Source organism: Phormidesmis sp. 146-20, assembly GCF_052939475.1.
The window spans coordinates 26,445-41,374 of the sequence record NZ_JBJPHT010000058.1 but is presented as its reverse complement, the minus strand read 5'-3'; the positions used below and the strand labels follow the sequence as shown (position 1 = coordinate 41,374).

Sequence of the window (14,930 nt, the reverse complement as noted above, 5' to 3'; positions counted from 1 at the left end):
CCGATTTCCCCTCTAACTTTTCACCTTTGACACAAAACTATTGACATACCCTTGCTAGACATCCTGCGCCTACCTCAGACCATCACTGCCGAACCCTGGATCATCCCACTCCCACCTCAGAGTATCGTCAACTCACCTCAGAGTATCGCATTTGATTCTTTGAGCACCGTCAACCCACCTCAGAGCATCAGCAACCCACCTCAGAGTATCGCGCTTGATTCTTTGAGTATCGCCAACCCACTTCAGAGTATCGTCAACTCACCTCAGAGTATCGCGCTTGATTGTTTGAGTATCGCCAACCCACCTCAAATTAACGTGAATTCGATGAAGTTTTTTTGCTTCGTTCTTCAGTGCTTCTGCCCCCCAACCCCCCAAAAATGGGGGACTTTCAGACAAGATTTTGGGTTCAAAGTCCCTCACTCGTGGGGGATTTAGGGGGCTGCCTAGATTCACAACCGCAGCGAAAGATTTCATCGAATTCACGTCAAACTATCACCGCCGCACCTCAGACCATCAACTCAGATATAAACCGCTTCCCATTCGTCCCTCCTCACTCCTTACTCCTCACTCCTCACTTCAAAATGACTCAACCCGAAGTTCTCAAAAACCTCCTCAACGCCGTCGCCCAAGGAAACGTCAGCCCAGACGAAGCCATGACCAAACTCAAGCATCTCGACTACGAACCCGTCGGAGACTTTGCACACATTGACCATCATCGTGCCCTGCGGACTGGTTTTCCAGAAGTGATCTGGGGACAAGGCAAAACCCCCGACCAAATCGCTCAAATTATGGAAGCAATGCGCGATCGAGCCTCCGTTGTCATGGCTACCCGCGTCGATCCTGAAACCTACGCCTGGATCAAAGAGATGATCCCCGATGCTGAATACTACTCAATGGCTCGAATCTGTGCCCTAAAGCGTTCTGCCAACTCATCTCAGAGCTACACGAATCCGGGGACGATCGGCATCCTCTCGGCAGGCACCGCTGATCTCCCCGTCGCCGAAGAAGCGGCCGTCACAGCAGAACTTTCTGGCTTTCACGTCAAGCGACTCTGGGACGTAGGCGTTGCGGGCATTCATCGACTGTTGAGCAATCTGCATGTGATCGCCGATGCTGACGTGCTGATTGTCGTGGCTGGAATGGAGGGAGCCTTACCTAGTGTGGTGGCGGGTCTGGCAGACTGTGCGATCGTCGCAGTTCCCACAAGTGTCGGCTATGGGGCCAGCTTCAACGGTCTCGCCCCGCTTCTCACCATGCTCAATTCTTGTGCCGCAGGCGTAGGAGTCGTCAACATCGATAACGGCTTTGGGGCCGCAATTCTAGCCGGACAAATCCTCAGAACGGCTGCCAGACTCAAAGCTCAATAGCTGAGAATGTTAATTGAGCAAGTTTTTTTGCTTCGTTGTTCAGCGCTTCTGCCCCCCAAGCTGCCAATTCTGGAGGACTTTAAGAGAAGAGTTCCAGTTCATCCCTCCTCCCTCCTCCCTCCTCGCGCAGCGGATTACCCCCAAAGGGGGAACAGATCATCGCAGTTCTTCCTCATCCCTTCAAACTGCCTCGCCTGAGTTGCTCACGCTCGATCGCTTCAAACAACGCCCGAAAGTTTCCTTCTCCAAAGCCCTGTGCTTGTAGAAGTCGATCGTCCAGTGCATAAGTTCGCCGCTCGATCAGTTCAAAAAAGAAAGTCGGACACTCAAAGATCGGCTGAGTAAAAGTTTGAATCAACACCCCCTCTGGTCGATCGATTTGCCAATCTACCAAAAGCTGTTGCGCTCTAATCTCCATCAGTTGAGACTCAGAAAGCCGATAACTGGGACGCTGTTGTAGCTGCGTGTAATAACAGTCTGGAACCTGCAAAAAAGATAAACCCGTCTGACGAAACTGAGCGATCGCCTCCACAATATTTTCAGTGTGCAACGCAATATGTTGAATGCCTGCCCCCCGATTCAAATCCAAAAACTCCTGAATTTGTGAGCTTTCCGAAGTCGGCTCATTGATGGGCAACTTTACTGAACTGTCGGGATACTGCATGACACGACTGCACAACCCAGAGCGATCGGTCTTAATCGCAAACATCTGCTGCGGCTGAAACCCTAAAACTGCCTCATACCATCTAACCGCTTTCCCTAAGTCTCCTGATGCGACATTGAGAACGACGTGATCGATTTCGGTGAATTGGGTGAGGTGTGAGGTGTGAGGTGTGAGGTGTGAGGCGTGAGGCGTGAAGCGTGAGGAATCTAGCAAGCTTGGACTGCTTGAAGCTGTTCGCTCAATCAAAGTGTGTTTCAGCGTTCCCCAGGCGGCGATTTGAGCTGATTTGACCCTTGCTTGAGCGTCAAGTCGAATCGGCTGTAACACTGGAGTGCCAAGGGCGATCGCCCTTTCTATCACCGCCTCTAAATCCTGCACACAAAACGCCACATCGACTACGCCCGGAGGATGTTGCTGTAAAAAACGCTTGACAGGACTGGACGCGGCTAAAGGCGACGAGAGCAAAAACTTAACGGCACCATTGACGATCGTTTCCGTTTGAGTGTCATGATTCTGATTCTGCTCAACCGCTTGAAACCCCATCTTGTCAACGAACCAACTTCGAGCTGCGATCGCATCGTTTACATAAAAATGAATATGGTCAATTTTCATAAAAGCCAGCAAATTTGTCCAAAAAGCTTGCCTGTTGATTTTGCCGCGATTATCGAATTTTCAGGTCACTCTCAAGGAATAAACCAGATTGATCGAGACATCCCCCAGTTTTTCAGCTTCTATATCCGCACAGGGCTGACTCATCTCATTGGGCTGACAAGGATGACCCTGCTCTGCATCTTTATTTACATTTCTTTACGTCATTCTCCATCATACTGAACTCATCTCTAAATCGAGCAGCGCACTGATACCAAGCCGTTACTCTTGACTGAGATGGTACAGGCTGTTCTATCGTTTTAGAGTGAGATTAGTTGTGAAAAGAGGGGGAAGTGTGGAGTATCTGGAGTCATCGGGGCAGGCAGAACAGTTGCGAGAAATTGGGTCAAAACTCAGCCAAGAACGTCAAGCGCGATCGATATCCCTAGAAGAAATTGCCGCAAAAACCTACATTCCCATGCGATTGTTGGGCGCGATCGATGCAGGTCGCCTGGATCTGTTGCCAGAACCTGTCTTTATTCAAGGATTTATTCGTCGCTACGCGGATGCATTGGGTTTAGACGGTACAGTTTTGTCAAAGGGGTTCTCGATCGAACAGCCGCAAGCCCCACCCAAGCCAAATCTGATGGAAGCCCCTCAACACCCGCCCGAAGAGGTCTATCAGCCTCCTGTCTCTAAGCAACCTAACTGGCTCTACGTTGTCGGCGGCGTAGTTGGATTGGGTGTCCTGGGACTGATCGCCACCAGTCTTGCCAACCGCCCCAAAGTGGCGGAGCCATCCAAACCGATCTCGACTCAAAAGCCTGTTGTATCAGCCGCTTCATCTCCCGCCAAAAAAGCCTCACCCAAGGCGAGTCCGAGTGTGGTTGCTGCAAGCTCCGTCAAGGTTTCACCGAGTCCGAGTGTGGCTCCTTCACCGAGTCTCAGTCCTGCTGTCGCAACGGGCCCAGTCGAGGTCAAGGTCAACTTAATCGACGAAAGCTGGGTAGAAGTCCAGGTGGACGGCAAGCTGGCCTACGAGGGAACGCTACCCAAGGGCACACAAAAAAGCTGGTCAGGTAAGCAGCAGGTGGTGATCAGTTCGGGCAATGCGGGCGCAGTCTCGGCATCCTTTAACAATACAACCGCAAAACCTTTGGGAGCGTTGGGCGCAGTCACATCGGTGAGCTTTCCACCTGTCGCTTCTGCTGGGAATTAGGGACGCTGGACATGGGACTAAGCAGCATTTAGAGTTTCGGTCTAGTGTCTTTGATCTCCTGTCTTTGGTCTAGAGACTTTTTGGGGCGATCGCCACCGCCCGATCCAAACTTTGCGCCCGGTAAGTGTTGGGAGAATATTGGTCGAGGTGCTGAAATAGGGCGACTCTTGCAGTTTCTAAGCAGTGCGTTCCTGCGTTGCGGCAGGTGAAAAACTCCAGGGCTGCTTTGCCGTCGGGAAAGAGCCGCACCTTGGGCGACAGGTCTTTGATCCCTGAAGTGCGCCATTGCCACTGAGCAGACGGCAGCGAGTTGATCAGGTGATGGTCTGACCACTAGCGAGTTTTGCCCAATGCACCAGATTCTAAAAGCTCTCGGCGCAAAATCGAGGCAATGACGTAAGACATGGGAGACCGATCGCCCTCCACCGCCTCCATAAAATCAGCAAGTGCGCCCTTTGGCTCAGGCGGCTTGTCTCGATCCCCACCCATTCTCAGGGCCTCTTGAAGATGGGCTGTTGTGCTTAAGGATTCGGGTAGGGCCCAGGTTGCGTTGATGCCGTCTAGCTCGCGCCCTTGCTCAAGGCGATACAGATAGCTAACAAGCCGCATTTCTGGTTTTAGCCTCAGTCCGGGTAGCTTGGCTAACACTGACCCAGGATTGACTGCACTGATAAACCATTGCCCTTGAGTGTTGGGGCTGTGAATTGTTTCTTCAGGAATACCGCCAAAGTGAAACAGATCCCCCAGTCCATCTAGCGAATCAGGCTCTGGTAGTTCTTTGCCGCCAGCAGACCACTTTTTAGGATGATTCTCGGAATCGGGGAAGGTCAGCGCACTTGTAAGATACCGACGAATCTTTTGTAGGGCTTCGAGGGGGACTTTCTGAGTTGCCATGAGCACCGGAAGAGAGCGTGCTTCTAAGATACCCAAACGATCGGGAAAGTGAGGAGGGAGGGGCGAGGAGGGAGGAGGGAGGAGTGTTCTAGCAAGAGATGCCCTAAATCTTCTACAAGTGAGGGAGCTTGAACCGAAAATTGCCTTTCTAAAACGAATTCATCCTCTATGCCTCCCCGCGAAGCGGATTACCCCCAAAAGGGGAGCAGATCATCGAAGTTCTCCCTTCTCCCTCATAATGCTACCGTGTACACACAAGTCCGGAATCGCTTCGTTTCAATCGGCTTCAGCCCCCTAAATCCCCCATTCTGGGGGACTTTGACAAAGGAAAGATGTAATTGCTCAACCCCCTTGACGGATAGAGAAATTTGAGTAGGGTAAAGAGATGGATAAACTGCCCAACCTCAAAGAACTGTCAAGCGAGGCAAAAGATGCCTTGATCGAGCAGCTATGGGAAAAAGTAGAGGCATTGCAGCGGCAGATAGAAAGCAGAGACAAGCCCCCGAAGAAAACAGCCCAGAATTCAAGTTTGCCGTCGTCCAAGGGATTTAAGGCAAATGTCCAACCTGTGTCAGGACAGGGGGTAAAGCGGCAAGCCAGCGTTGGACGAGTAGGCGGCGGACGAAAGTTACACCCCGACCCCGACCAGGTGATTGTGGCGAAACTGAAGCGTTGTCCGGTGTGTGAGCAAGCAATCACGGCAGAACAACAACAGTTAGAGGGGCGCTATGACAAGATTGAGTTGCCGCCAGTGCAGCCAATCGTGACTCGGATAGAGCGTTACAGCGGATACTGCGAGTGCTGCCAACAGCGGTTTGTTGCGCCAGTGCCCGCGGGAATGGAATCGGGTAGTCCCTTTGGACGGAGCATTGAGAGTGTGGCCACTTATTGGCGCTACAGTCATGCCCTGAGCTACCAACGCTTGTCGCAGATGTTTGCCGAGGTGTTTGGACTGAGCATTTCAGAGGGCGGGCTTGCCCAACTGTTTGCGCGCGTCAAGACGCGATTAGATGCCCAAGTCGAGGCGATTTTGAGCCGCTTGCAGCAGAGCCGACTGGTTTGCTCAGACGAGACAAGTGCGCGGGTAAATGGTCAGACGCAGTGGGAATGGGTGTTTCAGAATGAATTGCTCTGTCTGCATGTGATTCGCCCGTCGCGGGGCACTCAAGTGATTCGAGAGGTCTTCCCGGAGCAGCGTCCGCAAGTCTGGGTGTCTGATTTGTTTAGTGCCCAGAAAAATCATCCCGCTTACCAGTGGCAAGTCTGTTTGGCACATCAACTGAGAGATTGCCAGTTTGCCATCGATGCTGGAGACCAGGTGTTTGCACCTGTCATGAAGCAACTGTTGCTCCGCTCCTTTGTGATTCACAAGCGTCGAGAACGCCTTGCCGATTCTACGCGCTATCAATATCGCTGCGATCTCTCGCGTCGCTTGCAGAAAGCCTTAGCGCTTGAACCGAAACAAAAGGATGGCATCCGATTACAGAAACGCTACGACAAGCTTCAAGACCACTTATTTCTGTTTCTTGAAGATGCGACGATTCCACCGACTAATAATTCCAGTGAGCAAGCCTTGCGCATGAGCGTCGTGTTTCGCAAAGTCACCCCCGGCTTTCGTTCCGATTGGGGACGGGACTTGTTTGCAGCAGTGCGTTCCGTTGTCAACACGGGCAAACGGCAGGGCTTGTCGGCTTTTGACTCAATTCAGAAAGCCCTCTCTGACAATCCTTCTCTATTTGAACCGGGTTGAGCAATTACGGAAAGATTTCCAAAGTTCAAAGCCATGACGACAGCTCAAAGTCCCCCAATTTTGGGGGATTTAGGGGGCGAAGGGTCTCGGCAATGATGGATCTAATCAACTTGTGTGTACACGGTAGCCCTCATAATGAGAAAAGACCTTTACATTGCTTCATCATGGCGAGAGATTTGCGGGGATTTATCAAACAGCTTGAGCAACGGGGCCAACTGCGACGGATTAGCGCTCCCGTAGATTCAGACTTGGAGATTGCCGAAATTGCGACCCGAATGTTGCAGCGAGGTGGGCCGGGGTTGCTGTTTGAAAATGTCAAAGGATCACCCTATCCCGTTGCGATCAATCTAATGGGAACGGTTCAGCGAGTCTGCTACGCCATGAATATGGAAACCCCCCAGGAGTTAGAATCGCTCGGCAAAAAATTGGCGCTGCTGTATCAGCCCAGACCTCCCAAAAAGATTTCTCAAGCGATCGACCTGGGTAAAGTTCTTTTTGATGTGATTAAGGCGAAACCCGATCGCGATCTCTTTCCCGTTTGCCAGCAGGTTGTTCTCAAAGACGATGAGGTCGATTTGACGAAACTGCCGCTGTTGCGTGTCTATCCCGGAGATGCCAACAAGGTGATGACGTTGGGGTTGATGATCACCAAAGATCCTGAAACCAAAATTGTCAACGTGGGCGTGTATCGCTTGCAGTTGCAGTCCAAAAACACGATGACGGTGCAGTGGCTATCGGTGCGGGGAGCGACTCGGCACTTGAGAAAAGCGGCTGCAATGGGCAAGAATCTGGAGGTGGCGATCGCTCTTGGGGTTGATCCTTTAGTGATCATGGCGGCAGCGACTCCCCTACCCGTAGACCTTTCAGAATGGTTGTTTGCGGGAATTTATGGCGGTAAAGGAATCAATCTTGCCAAGTGCAAAACCGTTGATTTAGAAGTGCCTGCGGATTCTGAAATCGTGTTGGAAGGAACGATTACCCCAGGCGAGACAGGTGTAGATGGGCCAGCAGGCGATCACATGGGCTACTACGGTGGCGTAAACGAGAAAGCGCCCTTGATTCACTTTAACTGCATGACGCACCGCAGAGATCCGATTTACCTAACCACATTTAGCGGTCGTCCTCCTAAAGAAGACGCAATGATGGCGATCGCCCTCAACCGCATTTACACCCCAATTCTCAGACAGCAGGTTCCCGAAATCATCGACTTCTTTTTGCCAATGGAAGCTTTGAGCTATAAGGCAGCGGTGATCTCAATCGACAAGGCCTATCCCGGACAGGCTCGACGGGCAGCTTTAGCGTTTTGGAGTGCGTTGCCTCAGTTCACATATACCAAGTTTGTGATTGTGGTCGATAAAGACATTAGCATTCGCGATCCAAGAGCCGTTGTGTGGGCGATTACCTCAAAAGTTGATCCTGCCAGAGACGTGTTTATTTTGCCCGACAATCCCTTTGACTCGCTAGATTTTGCGACTGAGAAGCCCGGTTTGGGCAGTCGCATGGGCATTGATGCAACGACGAAAATTTACCCCGAAACCGATCGACCCTGGGCAGCTCCGTTGAAGTCCGATCCCGATGTGGCGGCAATGGTCGAACGTCGCTGGGCAGAATACGGATTGGCAGACCTGCAAGCGGGCGAAGTCGATCCCAACCTGTTTGGCTACGACATGCGGTAAGCTTCGTGGGCGCTTTGATACGGGGCATCCGAGTCAATCAAGGCAGCCAAAAATTAGGCAGTAAGGCTTTACCGAGATCTCGCAGCGATCGATTCACTTGTCGAGCAGCCTGAATATGAGGTTCGTCGGCTGCGATCGGGAGAATCGTCGCATGAGAGCCACCGAAGCGATCGATGACGCGATTAGCCGCTTCTAACCCGGTCACGTAGGCTTTTTCTTGTGACCAGGAGCCATGATGAGTCATGACCCAATCGCCGCTCATAAACAAGTTTTGCACACTGGTTGTGCCGGGCAGCATGGAGGCGTAGCTTCCGGGTGAAAAGTGGGTGACGGCTCTGGGCAGGCGAATCACACTACTATCAACGACGCGGGCATCGCCAAAGGCAGGAAGACAGGTCGCCAAATCGCGGTGAACGATCGCCACAATTTCCTCATTGCTCAAGGGCAAAAACTGATTGGCGTGATAAAAGTCCGCTTCGACAACGGTTCCGGGTTCCTGCTGGTATTCGTCGTGCAGAGTGTTGAGGTCAAAGAACGTCCAGCCAGTTGTCTTGTCAAACCCAAAGCAGGCGTTTGAGGGGCGAGGAATGGCTACTTTGCGATCGAACCACAATCGAGTTGCCAAAACATCGATCGCGCCCAAATTCATCACATTGCGAAACTCAGGAAATCGCTGCAAACTCGGACTGTTGCTGATGATTTTCTGCATTCCACTCACGCCCACGGCAAAAATCACCGCATCCGCTTCAAACACCTCATCCCCACACACAACGCCTTTAACCGAGGCAAAATCGCCATCCTCCAAACTTAGATCACTCACCCGCCGCTGCGTTAAAACCTTGCCGCCGATCGCCTCGATTTTCTCAACCCACGGGCGAAAAATCATTTCTCCAACCGTTCCGCGACACCAGACCACATCAAAATCGGGCTGATGAGCGAGGATAAAGTAATAGAGCATTCCCAAAGCTGCCGCCGCCGAACACTGCTCACCAGGCGCAAACAGACCGACCAGCAGCATCGGTTCAAACGAGTCTTTGTAGAGCCGTGCCGAAACGCCAAAATCTTTGAACAATTCTCGCGCCGTGATTGCGTCGTAACGCTTCCAGGCTTCATCGGAGTTGTCAAAATCGACGATCGAGTACAGCAAAGGCAGCGCAGAAAGCCGATCGATTAGAGGCAACCGCTGAAATTCTGTATAGAGAAAGGTGCCAAGGGGAGTCGGTAGTCGAGGCTGATCTTGAAAAATCGGCGAAACCACTTCCAACCCGGCTGGAGAATACTGAGACGATCGCGTCCAGGGCGTAAAGGGACTCAACCCCAACTCTTTAACCAGCGAGAAAATATTGAAATAGGGATACCAGAAGCCATGAATGCCTGCTTCTACAGACCGTCCTCCGGCTGTCTTCCAGCCTGCAACCAATCCGCCCGGATAGCTTCCTGCCTCTAGCAGCGTCACGTCATAGCCCTGTTTTGCCAGGTGATAAGTGGCTCCCAATCCTGCCCAACCTGCCCCAACGACCACCACCTTCGCCATAGACCACCTCAAACTGCTGTTTTTAGGATGGCACGATCGAGCATTTTGGGTTGGATTCTCCTGATGCTAAGATCCCTGACAGTGAATTGGATCTGTTGAAAATGTCAGAAGTTAGTAATGACGTGTTTTCTAAAGCTGTGAGCGATCGCATCTGCAAACATATGAATGATGACCATGCCAGTGCGATCCTGGTGTATGCAAAAGTCTATGGTCAGACGGCTGAAGCGACAAAGGCAGAAATGTTGGCGATCGACGCGACCGGAATGGATCTCAACGCGCGAGTGAATGGAGAACCCGTGTCTTTGCGGATTCCGTTTGACCATGTGCTAAAAGATGCTGAAGACGCTCACCATACACTGGTTGATATGGCGAAGCAAGCACGTAATAAGGGATGAGGGATGAGGGAAGAAGGGTTAGCAGCAGAACTTGGATCGAGGCGGTTAGAACCTGGGTTGGAGAGTGACAATCATCTGAATCCATCAGGCGAGGAGTCAGCTTGTTCCTCCCTCCTCCCTCCTCCCTCCTCTCTCAAAAACGTGTTTGTGTTTTTGGAAATTTTTTCGATCGAAGGTGGCATTCAGTCCTACGTGAAGGATATTTTGCAGGCGTATTCTTCGCAGGTTGGGGGGGCGGATGTTTTTTTGTTGAGAGACGGAGCGGATGTAGAGAATCCGTTTGAGGCAAGTTCGCTCAAGTTTCACTATCTGAAGACTCGTTCTGTAAGTCTGGGACGAATTCGATTAGCCGCCGTTCTGTTTGCTCATTTGCTCAAAAATCGACCGCGACGGGTTTTTTGTGGTCACATCAATCTGGCTCCGTTGATTCGGGCGCTCTGTCAGCCGTTGGGCATTCCCTATACGGTGCTGACCTATGGCAAAGAAGTCTGGGAACCGCTGCCTGAAAATAAACGCAGAGCACTTCAGCAAGCCGATCGCATCTGGACGATTAGCCGATATTCTCGCGATCGCTGCTGTGCGGCTAACGAAATCGATCCCAACCGTGTCGAAATGTTGGCTTGTGCGATCGACGGCACTGCTTTCACACCGGGGGCGAGATTGGTTGAACTGGTCGATCGCTATCAGTTGACAGGTTCAAAGGTTCTGATGACCGTGGCGCGTCTCTGGTCAGGCGATCCCTATAAGGGCGTGGATGTGACGATTCGGGCGCTGCCTGAAATTCTCCGCGCCTTTCCGACGGTCAAATATCTGGTGATTGGGCGAGGAGACGATCAGCCCAGACTGGCGAAACTGGCCCAAGAATTGGGAGTGAGCGATCGCGTCGTCTTTGCAGGGTTTGTCGCGACTGAAGCGTTGGTCGATCATTATCGCTTGGCGGACGCTTACATCATGCCGTCTCAGGAAGGGTTTGGAATCGTCTACCTCGAAGCGATGGCCTGCGGAATTCCAGTTTTGTCAGGGGATGCTGATGGATCTGCTGATCCGCTCCAAGATGGTCAGTTGGGCTGGCGAGTGCCTCATCGCGATCCGTCTGCGGTGGCGGCGGCTTGTATTGAAATTCTTAAGGGCAACGATCGCCGCTGTGAGGGAACCTGGCTGAGGGAGCGATCGCTCGACCTGTTTGACAAACCTGCCTTTGCACAACGGTTGAAAGCGCTAGTGAGGAGTGAGGAGGATTCAATTCAAAACTACTCTTTTTAGAACTACTCTTTCTCGTCCTTTACGCCCTTAACAATTCGGGCGAGATCCATCTTTTCGTCTACTGCAATTCGGGTCGGTGAGCCGCTGATGATTCGCTCAAAGTTGCGGAATGAGTCTTTGATGTCGGGGCCTTGAGCGCTGATTGTGTATTCCCGAATGCCTTTATCGTGCCACGAGCCGCGCATCTTAAAGACGTTGAGCGCACGAGACATTTCGCCGCGAATCTCGACGTATTGCAGCATGATGATCGTGTCGGTGATCGTCGAGATGTGGGAATCGGTGATCGAATGTGACCCCATAAACTGATCGGTGGTGTTGGTGAAAAACCCGGTGATTTCTTCCTGTTTGGCAAAGCCCGTCACCCCAATCACAAACTGACGAAAGGCATTGTTGCTCACACCTCGCGCCAAAGCAGAGAGGGAATCGATCGCAATCCTCGACGGTTTGAATTCGGCAATCTCTGATTTGATGATTTGCAGATGATCCTCCAGTCCGGCGGATTCAGGGTAAGCGCAGATAATTTTTAGCAAGCCTTTCTGTTCTAAATCCTCAAAGTCGATGCCCCAGGAATACGCATTTCGAGAAAGCTGGGCGCGGGATTCTTCGTATGCAAACAGGATCGCCCGATCGCCTCGCTGACAAGCTTCCTGCAAAAATTTACTCACCAGCAGCGTTTTTCCAGTCCCGGTGGCACCCGTCGCCAAAATGATCGAGTCTTTAAAGAAACCGCCGCCACACATGCCATCCAGCGTAGTCACCCCTGACGAGACGCGAATATTGGACGATCGCTGAGTCAACCGCATCGCCCCCAACGGGAAGATATTGATGCCATTACGGGTGATCGTAAACGGATATTCGCCCTTCATGTGGGTCGTGCCCCGCAGCTTGAGAACTTCGATCGTGCGTCGTCGGCGTTCTCCTTCTAAAACATTCCGCACAATCACCACGTTGTCGGACACAAATTCTTCGACCCCAAATCGCGCGACCGGGCCGTATTCCTCCACTCGCTCAGTGGTCATAATCGTCGTCGCCCCCACCTGTTTGAGTCGGGCCACCAATCGAAAAATTTCGCGACGCACCACCGAAGCCGCATCATATTGCTGAAAGACAGCCGTTACCGAATCGATCGACACCCGTCTTGCCTTATATTTGCGAATGGCGTATTGAATCCGCTCGATCAGGGCTGAGAGATCAAAATTGCCGACAACATCCTGCCCCTCTGGATCGGGAGACGCATCTAAAATAAACAGCTTGCCTTCATCAATAAACTTCTGTAAATCCCAGCCAAAACTAAAAGCGTTTTTGATGATGTCAGCGGGCGATTCTTCAAAGGTGACAAAGATACCAGACTCGTCAAATTGAGTAATTCCGTTGTAGATAAACTGCACCGCCAGTAGGGTTTTCCCGGTTCCTGAAGTGCCACTGACAAGCGTTGTGCGACCGACAGGCAGCCCTCCGTGACTAATATCATCGAAGCCCTCGATCAGGGTGCTGATTTTTTGGACACCTGCCATATCGACTTGACTACTTTGGAGGCTTTGATTAATTGGATTCATAAGGTTGATTTTCAAACAAGTGGAGCGAACTTCTAAAAATGGACACCCGCTCTGTTACATTTCTTTACTATGAGTCTATCTAACCAGATTTTTGGGTTGGTTTGACGAATTGTTTAACGATCGATTTAACTATCAATTTCTTCCTCGCGCAGTTCTTCGTAGAGAAGGTCTAGCCCGATTAAAACCTTTTCTCGATCGGAGAGATCCCCGATAATTTTACGCACAGGCGGCGGTAGAATTTTGGCCAGAGTTGGAGTCGCTAAAATCTTGTCTTCTTCCGCAAGCTGAGGATTTTTCAACACATCAATCACCTTTAGCGCGTAGACTCCCTGAAACTCTTTTTCAAGAATATTGTTTAGGGTCTTGAGCGCACGAATGGAGTTAGGCGTGTTGCCTGCCACGTAGAGTTTGAGAACGTAGGTCTTCTTTAGGGGACTCATAGTTTAGCGATTAGCAGGCTGAAGGAACGGTAGACAGTCAAAGAAGAATAAGTGTAAGCCTTTAAGACTCTCTTGGAATTGAGCGCCGATACATTTCACAGAGATGAGCGATCGTATCGATCAAAGTCAGTCGATAATCCAGCAAAATTTCTTCGCTGCGCCCCTCTAATTTTAGCTGTTTAGAAAATTCATCCATTAGCTCCATGTGAACTTCAACAATTTGAGCGACTGAAATATCTGCAAAAAAAGCAGTATTCACAAAGTCATCAATTCGTTGATTTAAGGCAGTTCCTTCAGAAAAGTAATTCAAAATGATTGCTCGATAGTCCAGTCTTAACTGAGTTAAAAATTCCTGTTGTTCTTTTTTAGAAGAGTTGCGAAAAAAGTTTTTTGGGTTGCGTTTGTAATAAATTCCTAAATAGCCCAGTCGCTCTTTGAGCTTTTCGGTGAGTCGTCGCTGTTGTAAAAGTAAGAAGTTTTGGGCGCTCAGGTCGGTGGTCAAATCGAGAGCACGACTGCCCGGAAGCCGACAGGCAGGAGACAGATTGAGAAATTCGCTGATTGCCCGCTCAATGCCTTGGGTTAGTTGCTCTGTCTGGTTTGCAGAGATCCGCACCTCGCCCATGTGATAGAGAAAAGCTGGCTCAGGGAGATTGTCTAGAGCACGATCGCCCGCTTCTCGCTCTAAAATCAGCAGCGGCAAAAGGGTGGCCTTTCCGTGGAGCCAGTTGGCTAAATGGGGCAAGTTGGCGGTGTCGTCAAGAATTAGACAATCAAGCTGCTGTTTTTGATGCTCGATCAGATTGAAAAAGGCTTCATCCGACTCTGGCGCAGCAACCAGATAGCGATCGACACCCAAAGACTGCCGAATCGTTTGAGACAGCAGTTCTGAACTCAGGTACAGACACACAAATAAGTGAGGGCGCGGCAGGGGAGGAGGGGAGGCAGTCAAGGCTAGATAGACTCACGGGGATGAAGAACGGCAACGCTAAGAAATCCTTTGAGGCACAGAAACTCTAGGGGATTTCTACAGAATTACTTAATATTTGTTAAGAGCCATCATATTTGATTGAGGTTGTTTACGCCAACAGCAGCGATTTCACAACCGATTAAGTTCAGTATCAAGGTGGATGGAGGACTATTCACACTTCTCAATGATTCGTTAGACAGAAAGTTGTCTAGAGCAGGGTTAAGCAACTAAAGCTCTCTATAGTTTTTTAGATGTTTTTTTAGAACGATTCGATGAGTTTATTGAAGTCAATTTTTCTGCTGTGGGAAGGTGTTTTGTAGAACGCTGGCTGTAGGTATCGAATGAAGAAAAGTAGCATCGGATTTTTCTTCAACGATCGCCCCATCCAGATCCATCAATACAAAGGCAGGACAAAGGCAGGCTTCAAAAGCGTAGCATCTCCCATTGGGAGGGCATTCAAGCGCGCTATATTTGCCTTTGTTGCTAATGATTTCGAGAATGCAACAATCTGCCCTTTATTAGAGCAAGGTTCTAAAATAAGGGTTCTGAGTGGCGTTTTCTTCCCGCAGAACGGTGGCACAGGGGTTGATCCACGATTCAATCCGTGAATCCAA

14 protein-coding genes are annotated in these 14,930 nt (G+C 50.7%); 7 read left to right on the top strand and 7 right to left on the bottom strand.

Annotation, left to right across the window (positions count from 1 at the left end; all coding sequences use genetic code 11):
- The first annotated feature begins 581 nt into the window (after nt 1-581).
- Nucleotides 582-1,367 (top strand): nickel pincer cofactor biosynthesis protein LarB, encoded by a 786-nt coding sequence (gene larB, locus ACKFKH_RS28885; protein WP_446861819.1) that lies wholly within the window; start codon nt 582-584, stop codon nt 1,365-1,367.
- Between the two features lie 172 nt (nt 1,368-1,539).
- Here larB and hppD read toward each other — a convergent pair whose 3' ends face one another.
- Nucleotides 1,540-2,655, bottom strand: coding sequence for a 4-hydroxyphenylpyruvate dioxygenase (gene hppD / locus ACKFKH_RS28880; protein WP_446861818.1), 1,116 nt, complete (start codon nt 2,653-2,655; stop codon nt 1,540-1,542).
- A gap of 301 nt (nt 2,656-2,956) precedes the next feature.
- Here hppD and ACKFKH_RS28875 point away from each other — a divergent pair, with 301 nt between their 5' ends.
- Complete coding sequence (locus ACKFKH_RS28875; RefSeq protein WP_446861817.1) at nt 2,957-3,838, top strand: helix-turn-helix domain-containing protein; 882 nt, start codon at nt 2,957-2,959, stop codon at nt 3,836-3,838.
- A gap of 69 nt (nt 3,839-3,907) precedes the next feature.
- On the opposite strand, the gene ACKFKH_RS28870 is transcribed toward ACKFKH_RS28875, so the two are convergent.
- Together ACKFKH_RS28870 and ACKFKH_RS28865 are read right to left on the bottom strand one after the other, a co-directional pair.
- A complete protein-coding gene (locus ACKFKH_RS28870) occupies nt 3,908-4,087 on the bottom strand; it encodes a hypothetical protein (protein ID WP_446861816.1) in 180 nt (59 codons plus the stop codon).
- Between the two features lie 84 nt (nt 4,088-4,171).
- Nucleotides 4,172-4,732 carry a hypothetical protein gene (locus ACKFKH_RS28865; RefSeq protein WP_446861815.1) on the bottom strand — a complete coding sequence of 187 codons (561 nt, stop codon included), beginning with the start codon at nt 4,730-4,732 and terminating at the stop codon, nt 4,172-4,174.
- 385 nt (nt 4,733-5,117) lie between these two features.
- Here ACKFKH_RS28865 and tnpC point away from each other — a divergent pair, with 385 nt between their 5' ends.
- Both tnpC and ACKFKH_RS28855 read left to right on the top strand, forming a co-directional pair.
- On the top strand, nt 5,118-6,482 hold the full coding sequence (gene tnpC, locus ACKFKH_RS28860) for an IS66 family transposase (RefSeq protein ID WP_446861814.1): 1,365 nt from the start codon (nt 5,118-5,120) through the stop codon (nt 6,480-6,482).
- A gap of 164 nt (nt 6,483-6,646) precedes the next feature.
- Complete coding sequence (locus tag ACKFKH_RS28855; RefSeq protein ID WP_446861813.1) at nt 6,647-8,158, top strand: UbiD family decarboxylase; 1,512 nt, start codon at nt 6,647-6,649, stop codon at nt 8,156-8,158.
- A 37-nt stretch (nt 8,159-8,195) separates the two neighbouring features.
- Here the strand turns inward: ACKFKH_RS28855 and ACKFKH_RS28850 are convergent, their stop codons facing one another.
- Complete coding sequence (locus ACKFKH_RS28850) at nt 8,196-9,692, bottom strand: hydroxysqualene dehydroxylase (RefSeq protein WP_446861812.1); 1,497 nt, start codon at nt 9,690-9,692, stop codon at nt 8,196-8,198.
- Between the two features lie 101 nt (nt 9,693-9,793).
- Between ACKFKH_RS28850 and ACKFKH_RS28845 the strand changes: the two genes are divergently transcribed.
- Together ACKFKH_RS28845 and ACKFKH_RS28840 are read left to right on the top strand one after the other, a co-directional pair.
- Entirely contained in the window at nt 9,794-10,087 is a 294-nt protein-coding gene (locus tag ACKFKH_RS28845) for a DUF2470 domain-containing protein (RefSeq protein WP_446861811.1), read from the top strand.
- A gap of 3 nt (nt 10,088-10,090) precedes the next feature.
- Nucleotides 10,091-11,350, top strand: coding sequence for a glycosyltransferase family 4 protein (locus ACKFKH_RS28840; protein WP_446861810.1), 1,260 nt, complete (start codon nt 10,091-10,093; stop codon nt 11,348-11,350).
- 2 nt (nt 11,351-11,352) lie between these two features.
- Here ACKFKH_RS28840 and kaiC read toward each other — a convergent pair whose 3' ends face one another.
- The 3 genes from kaiC to ACKFKH_RS28825 form a co-directional block, all read right to left on the bottom strand.
- Complete coding sequence (kaiC, locus tag ACKFKH_RS28835; protein ID WP_446861809.1) at nt 11,353-12,906, bottom strand: circadian clock protein KaiC; 1,554 nt, start codon at nt 12,904-12,906, stop codon at nt 11,353-11,355.
- A gap of 125 nt (nt 12,907-13,031) precedes the next feature.
- On the bottom strand, nt 13,032-13,346 hold the full coding sequence (gene kaiB / locus ACKFKH_RS28830; RefSeq protein WP_446861808.1) for a circadian clock protein KaiB: 315 nt from the start codon (nt 13,344-13,346) through the stop codon (nt 13,032-13,034).
- Nucleotides 13,347-13,407: 61 nt separating this feature from the next.
- The gene (locus ACKFKH_RS28825; protein ID WP_446861807.1) at nt 13,408-14,298 is read right to left on the bottom strand and encodes a circadian clock protein KaiA; all 891 of its coding nucleotides are present in this window, start codon (nt 14,296-14,298) and stop codon (nt 13,408-13,410) included.
- Between the two features lie 359 nt (nt 14,299-14,657).
- On the opposite strand from ACKFKH_RS28825, the gene ACKFKH_RS28820 reads away from it, so the two are divergent.
- Nucleotides 14,658-14,924, top strand: a complete 267-nt coding sequence (locus ACKFKH_RS28820) for a hypothetical protein (RefSeq protein WP_446861806.1) — start codon at nt 14,658-14,660, stop codon at nt 14,922-14,924.
- The last annotated feature ends 6 nt before the right edge of the window (nt 14,925-14,930 follow it).

Excerpts from the sequence above, each read along its gene's own strand:
- larB (WP_446861819.1), top strand. The coding sequence starts at position 582 with ATGACTCAACCCGAAGTTCTCAAAAACCTCCTCAACGCCGTCGCCCAA.
- ACKFKH_RS28865 (WP_446861815.1), bottom strand. The coding sequence starts at position 4,732 with ATGGCAACTCAGAAAGTCCCCCTCGAAGCCCTACAAAAGATTCGTCGG.
- tnpC (WP_446861814.1), top strand. The coding sequence starts at position 5,118 with ATGGATAAACTGCCCAACCTCAAAGAACTGTCAAGCGAGGCAAAAGAT.
- ACKFKH_RS28855 (WP_446861813.1), top strand. The coding sequence starts at position 6,647 with ATGGCGAGAGATTTGCGGGGATTTATCAAACAGCTTGAGCAACGGGGC.
- ACKFKH_RS28850 (WP_446861812.1), bottom strand. The coding sequence starts at position 9,692 with ATGGCGAAGGTGGTGGTCGTTGGGGCAGGTTGGGCAGGATTGGGAGCC.
- ACKFKH_RS28845 (WP_446861811.1), top strand. The coding sequence starts at position 9,794 with ATGTCAGAAGTTAGTAATGACGTGTTTTCTAAAGCTGTGAGCGATCGC.
- ACKFKH_RS28840 (WP_446861810.1), top strand. The coding sequence starts at position 10,091 with ATGAGGGAAGAAGGGTTAGCAGCAGAACTTGGATCGAGGCGGTTAGAA.
- kaiC (WP_446861809.1), bottom strand. The coding sequence starts at position 12,906 with ATGAATCCAATTAATCAAAGCCTCCAAAGTAGTCAAGTCGATATGGCA.
- kaiB (WP_446861808.1), bottom strand. The coding sequence starts at position 13,346 with ATGAGTCCCCTAAAGAAGACCTACGTTCTCAAACTCTACGTGGCAGGC.
- ACKFKH_RS28820 (WP_446861806.1), top strand. The coding sequence starts at position 14,658 with ATGAAGAAAAGTAGCATCGGATTTTTCTTCAACGATCGCCCCATCCAG.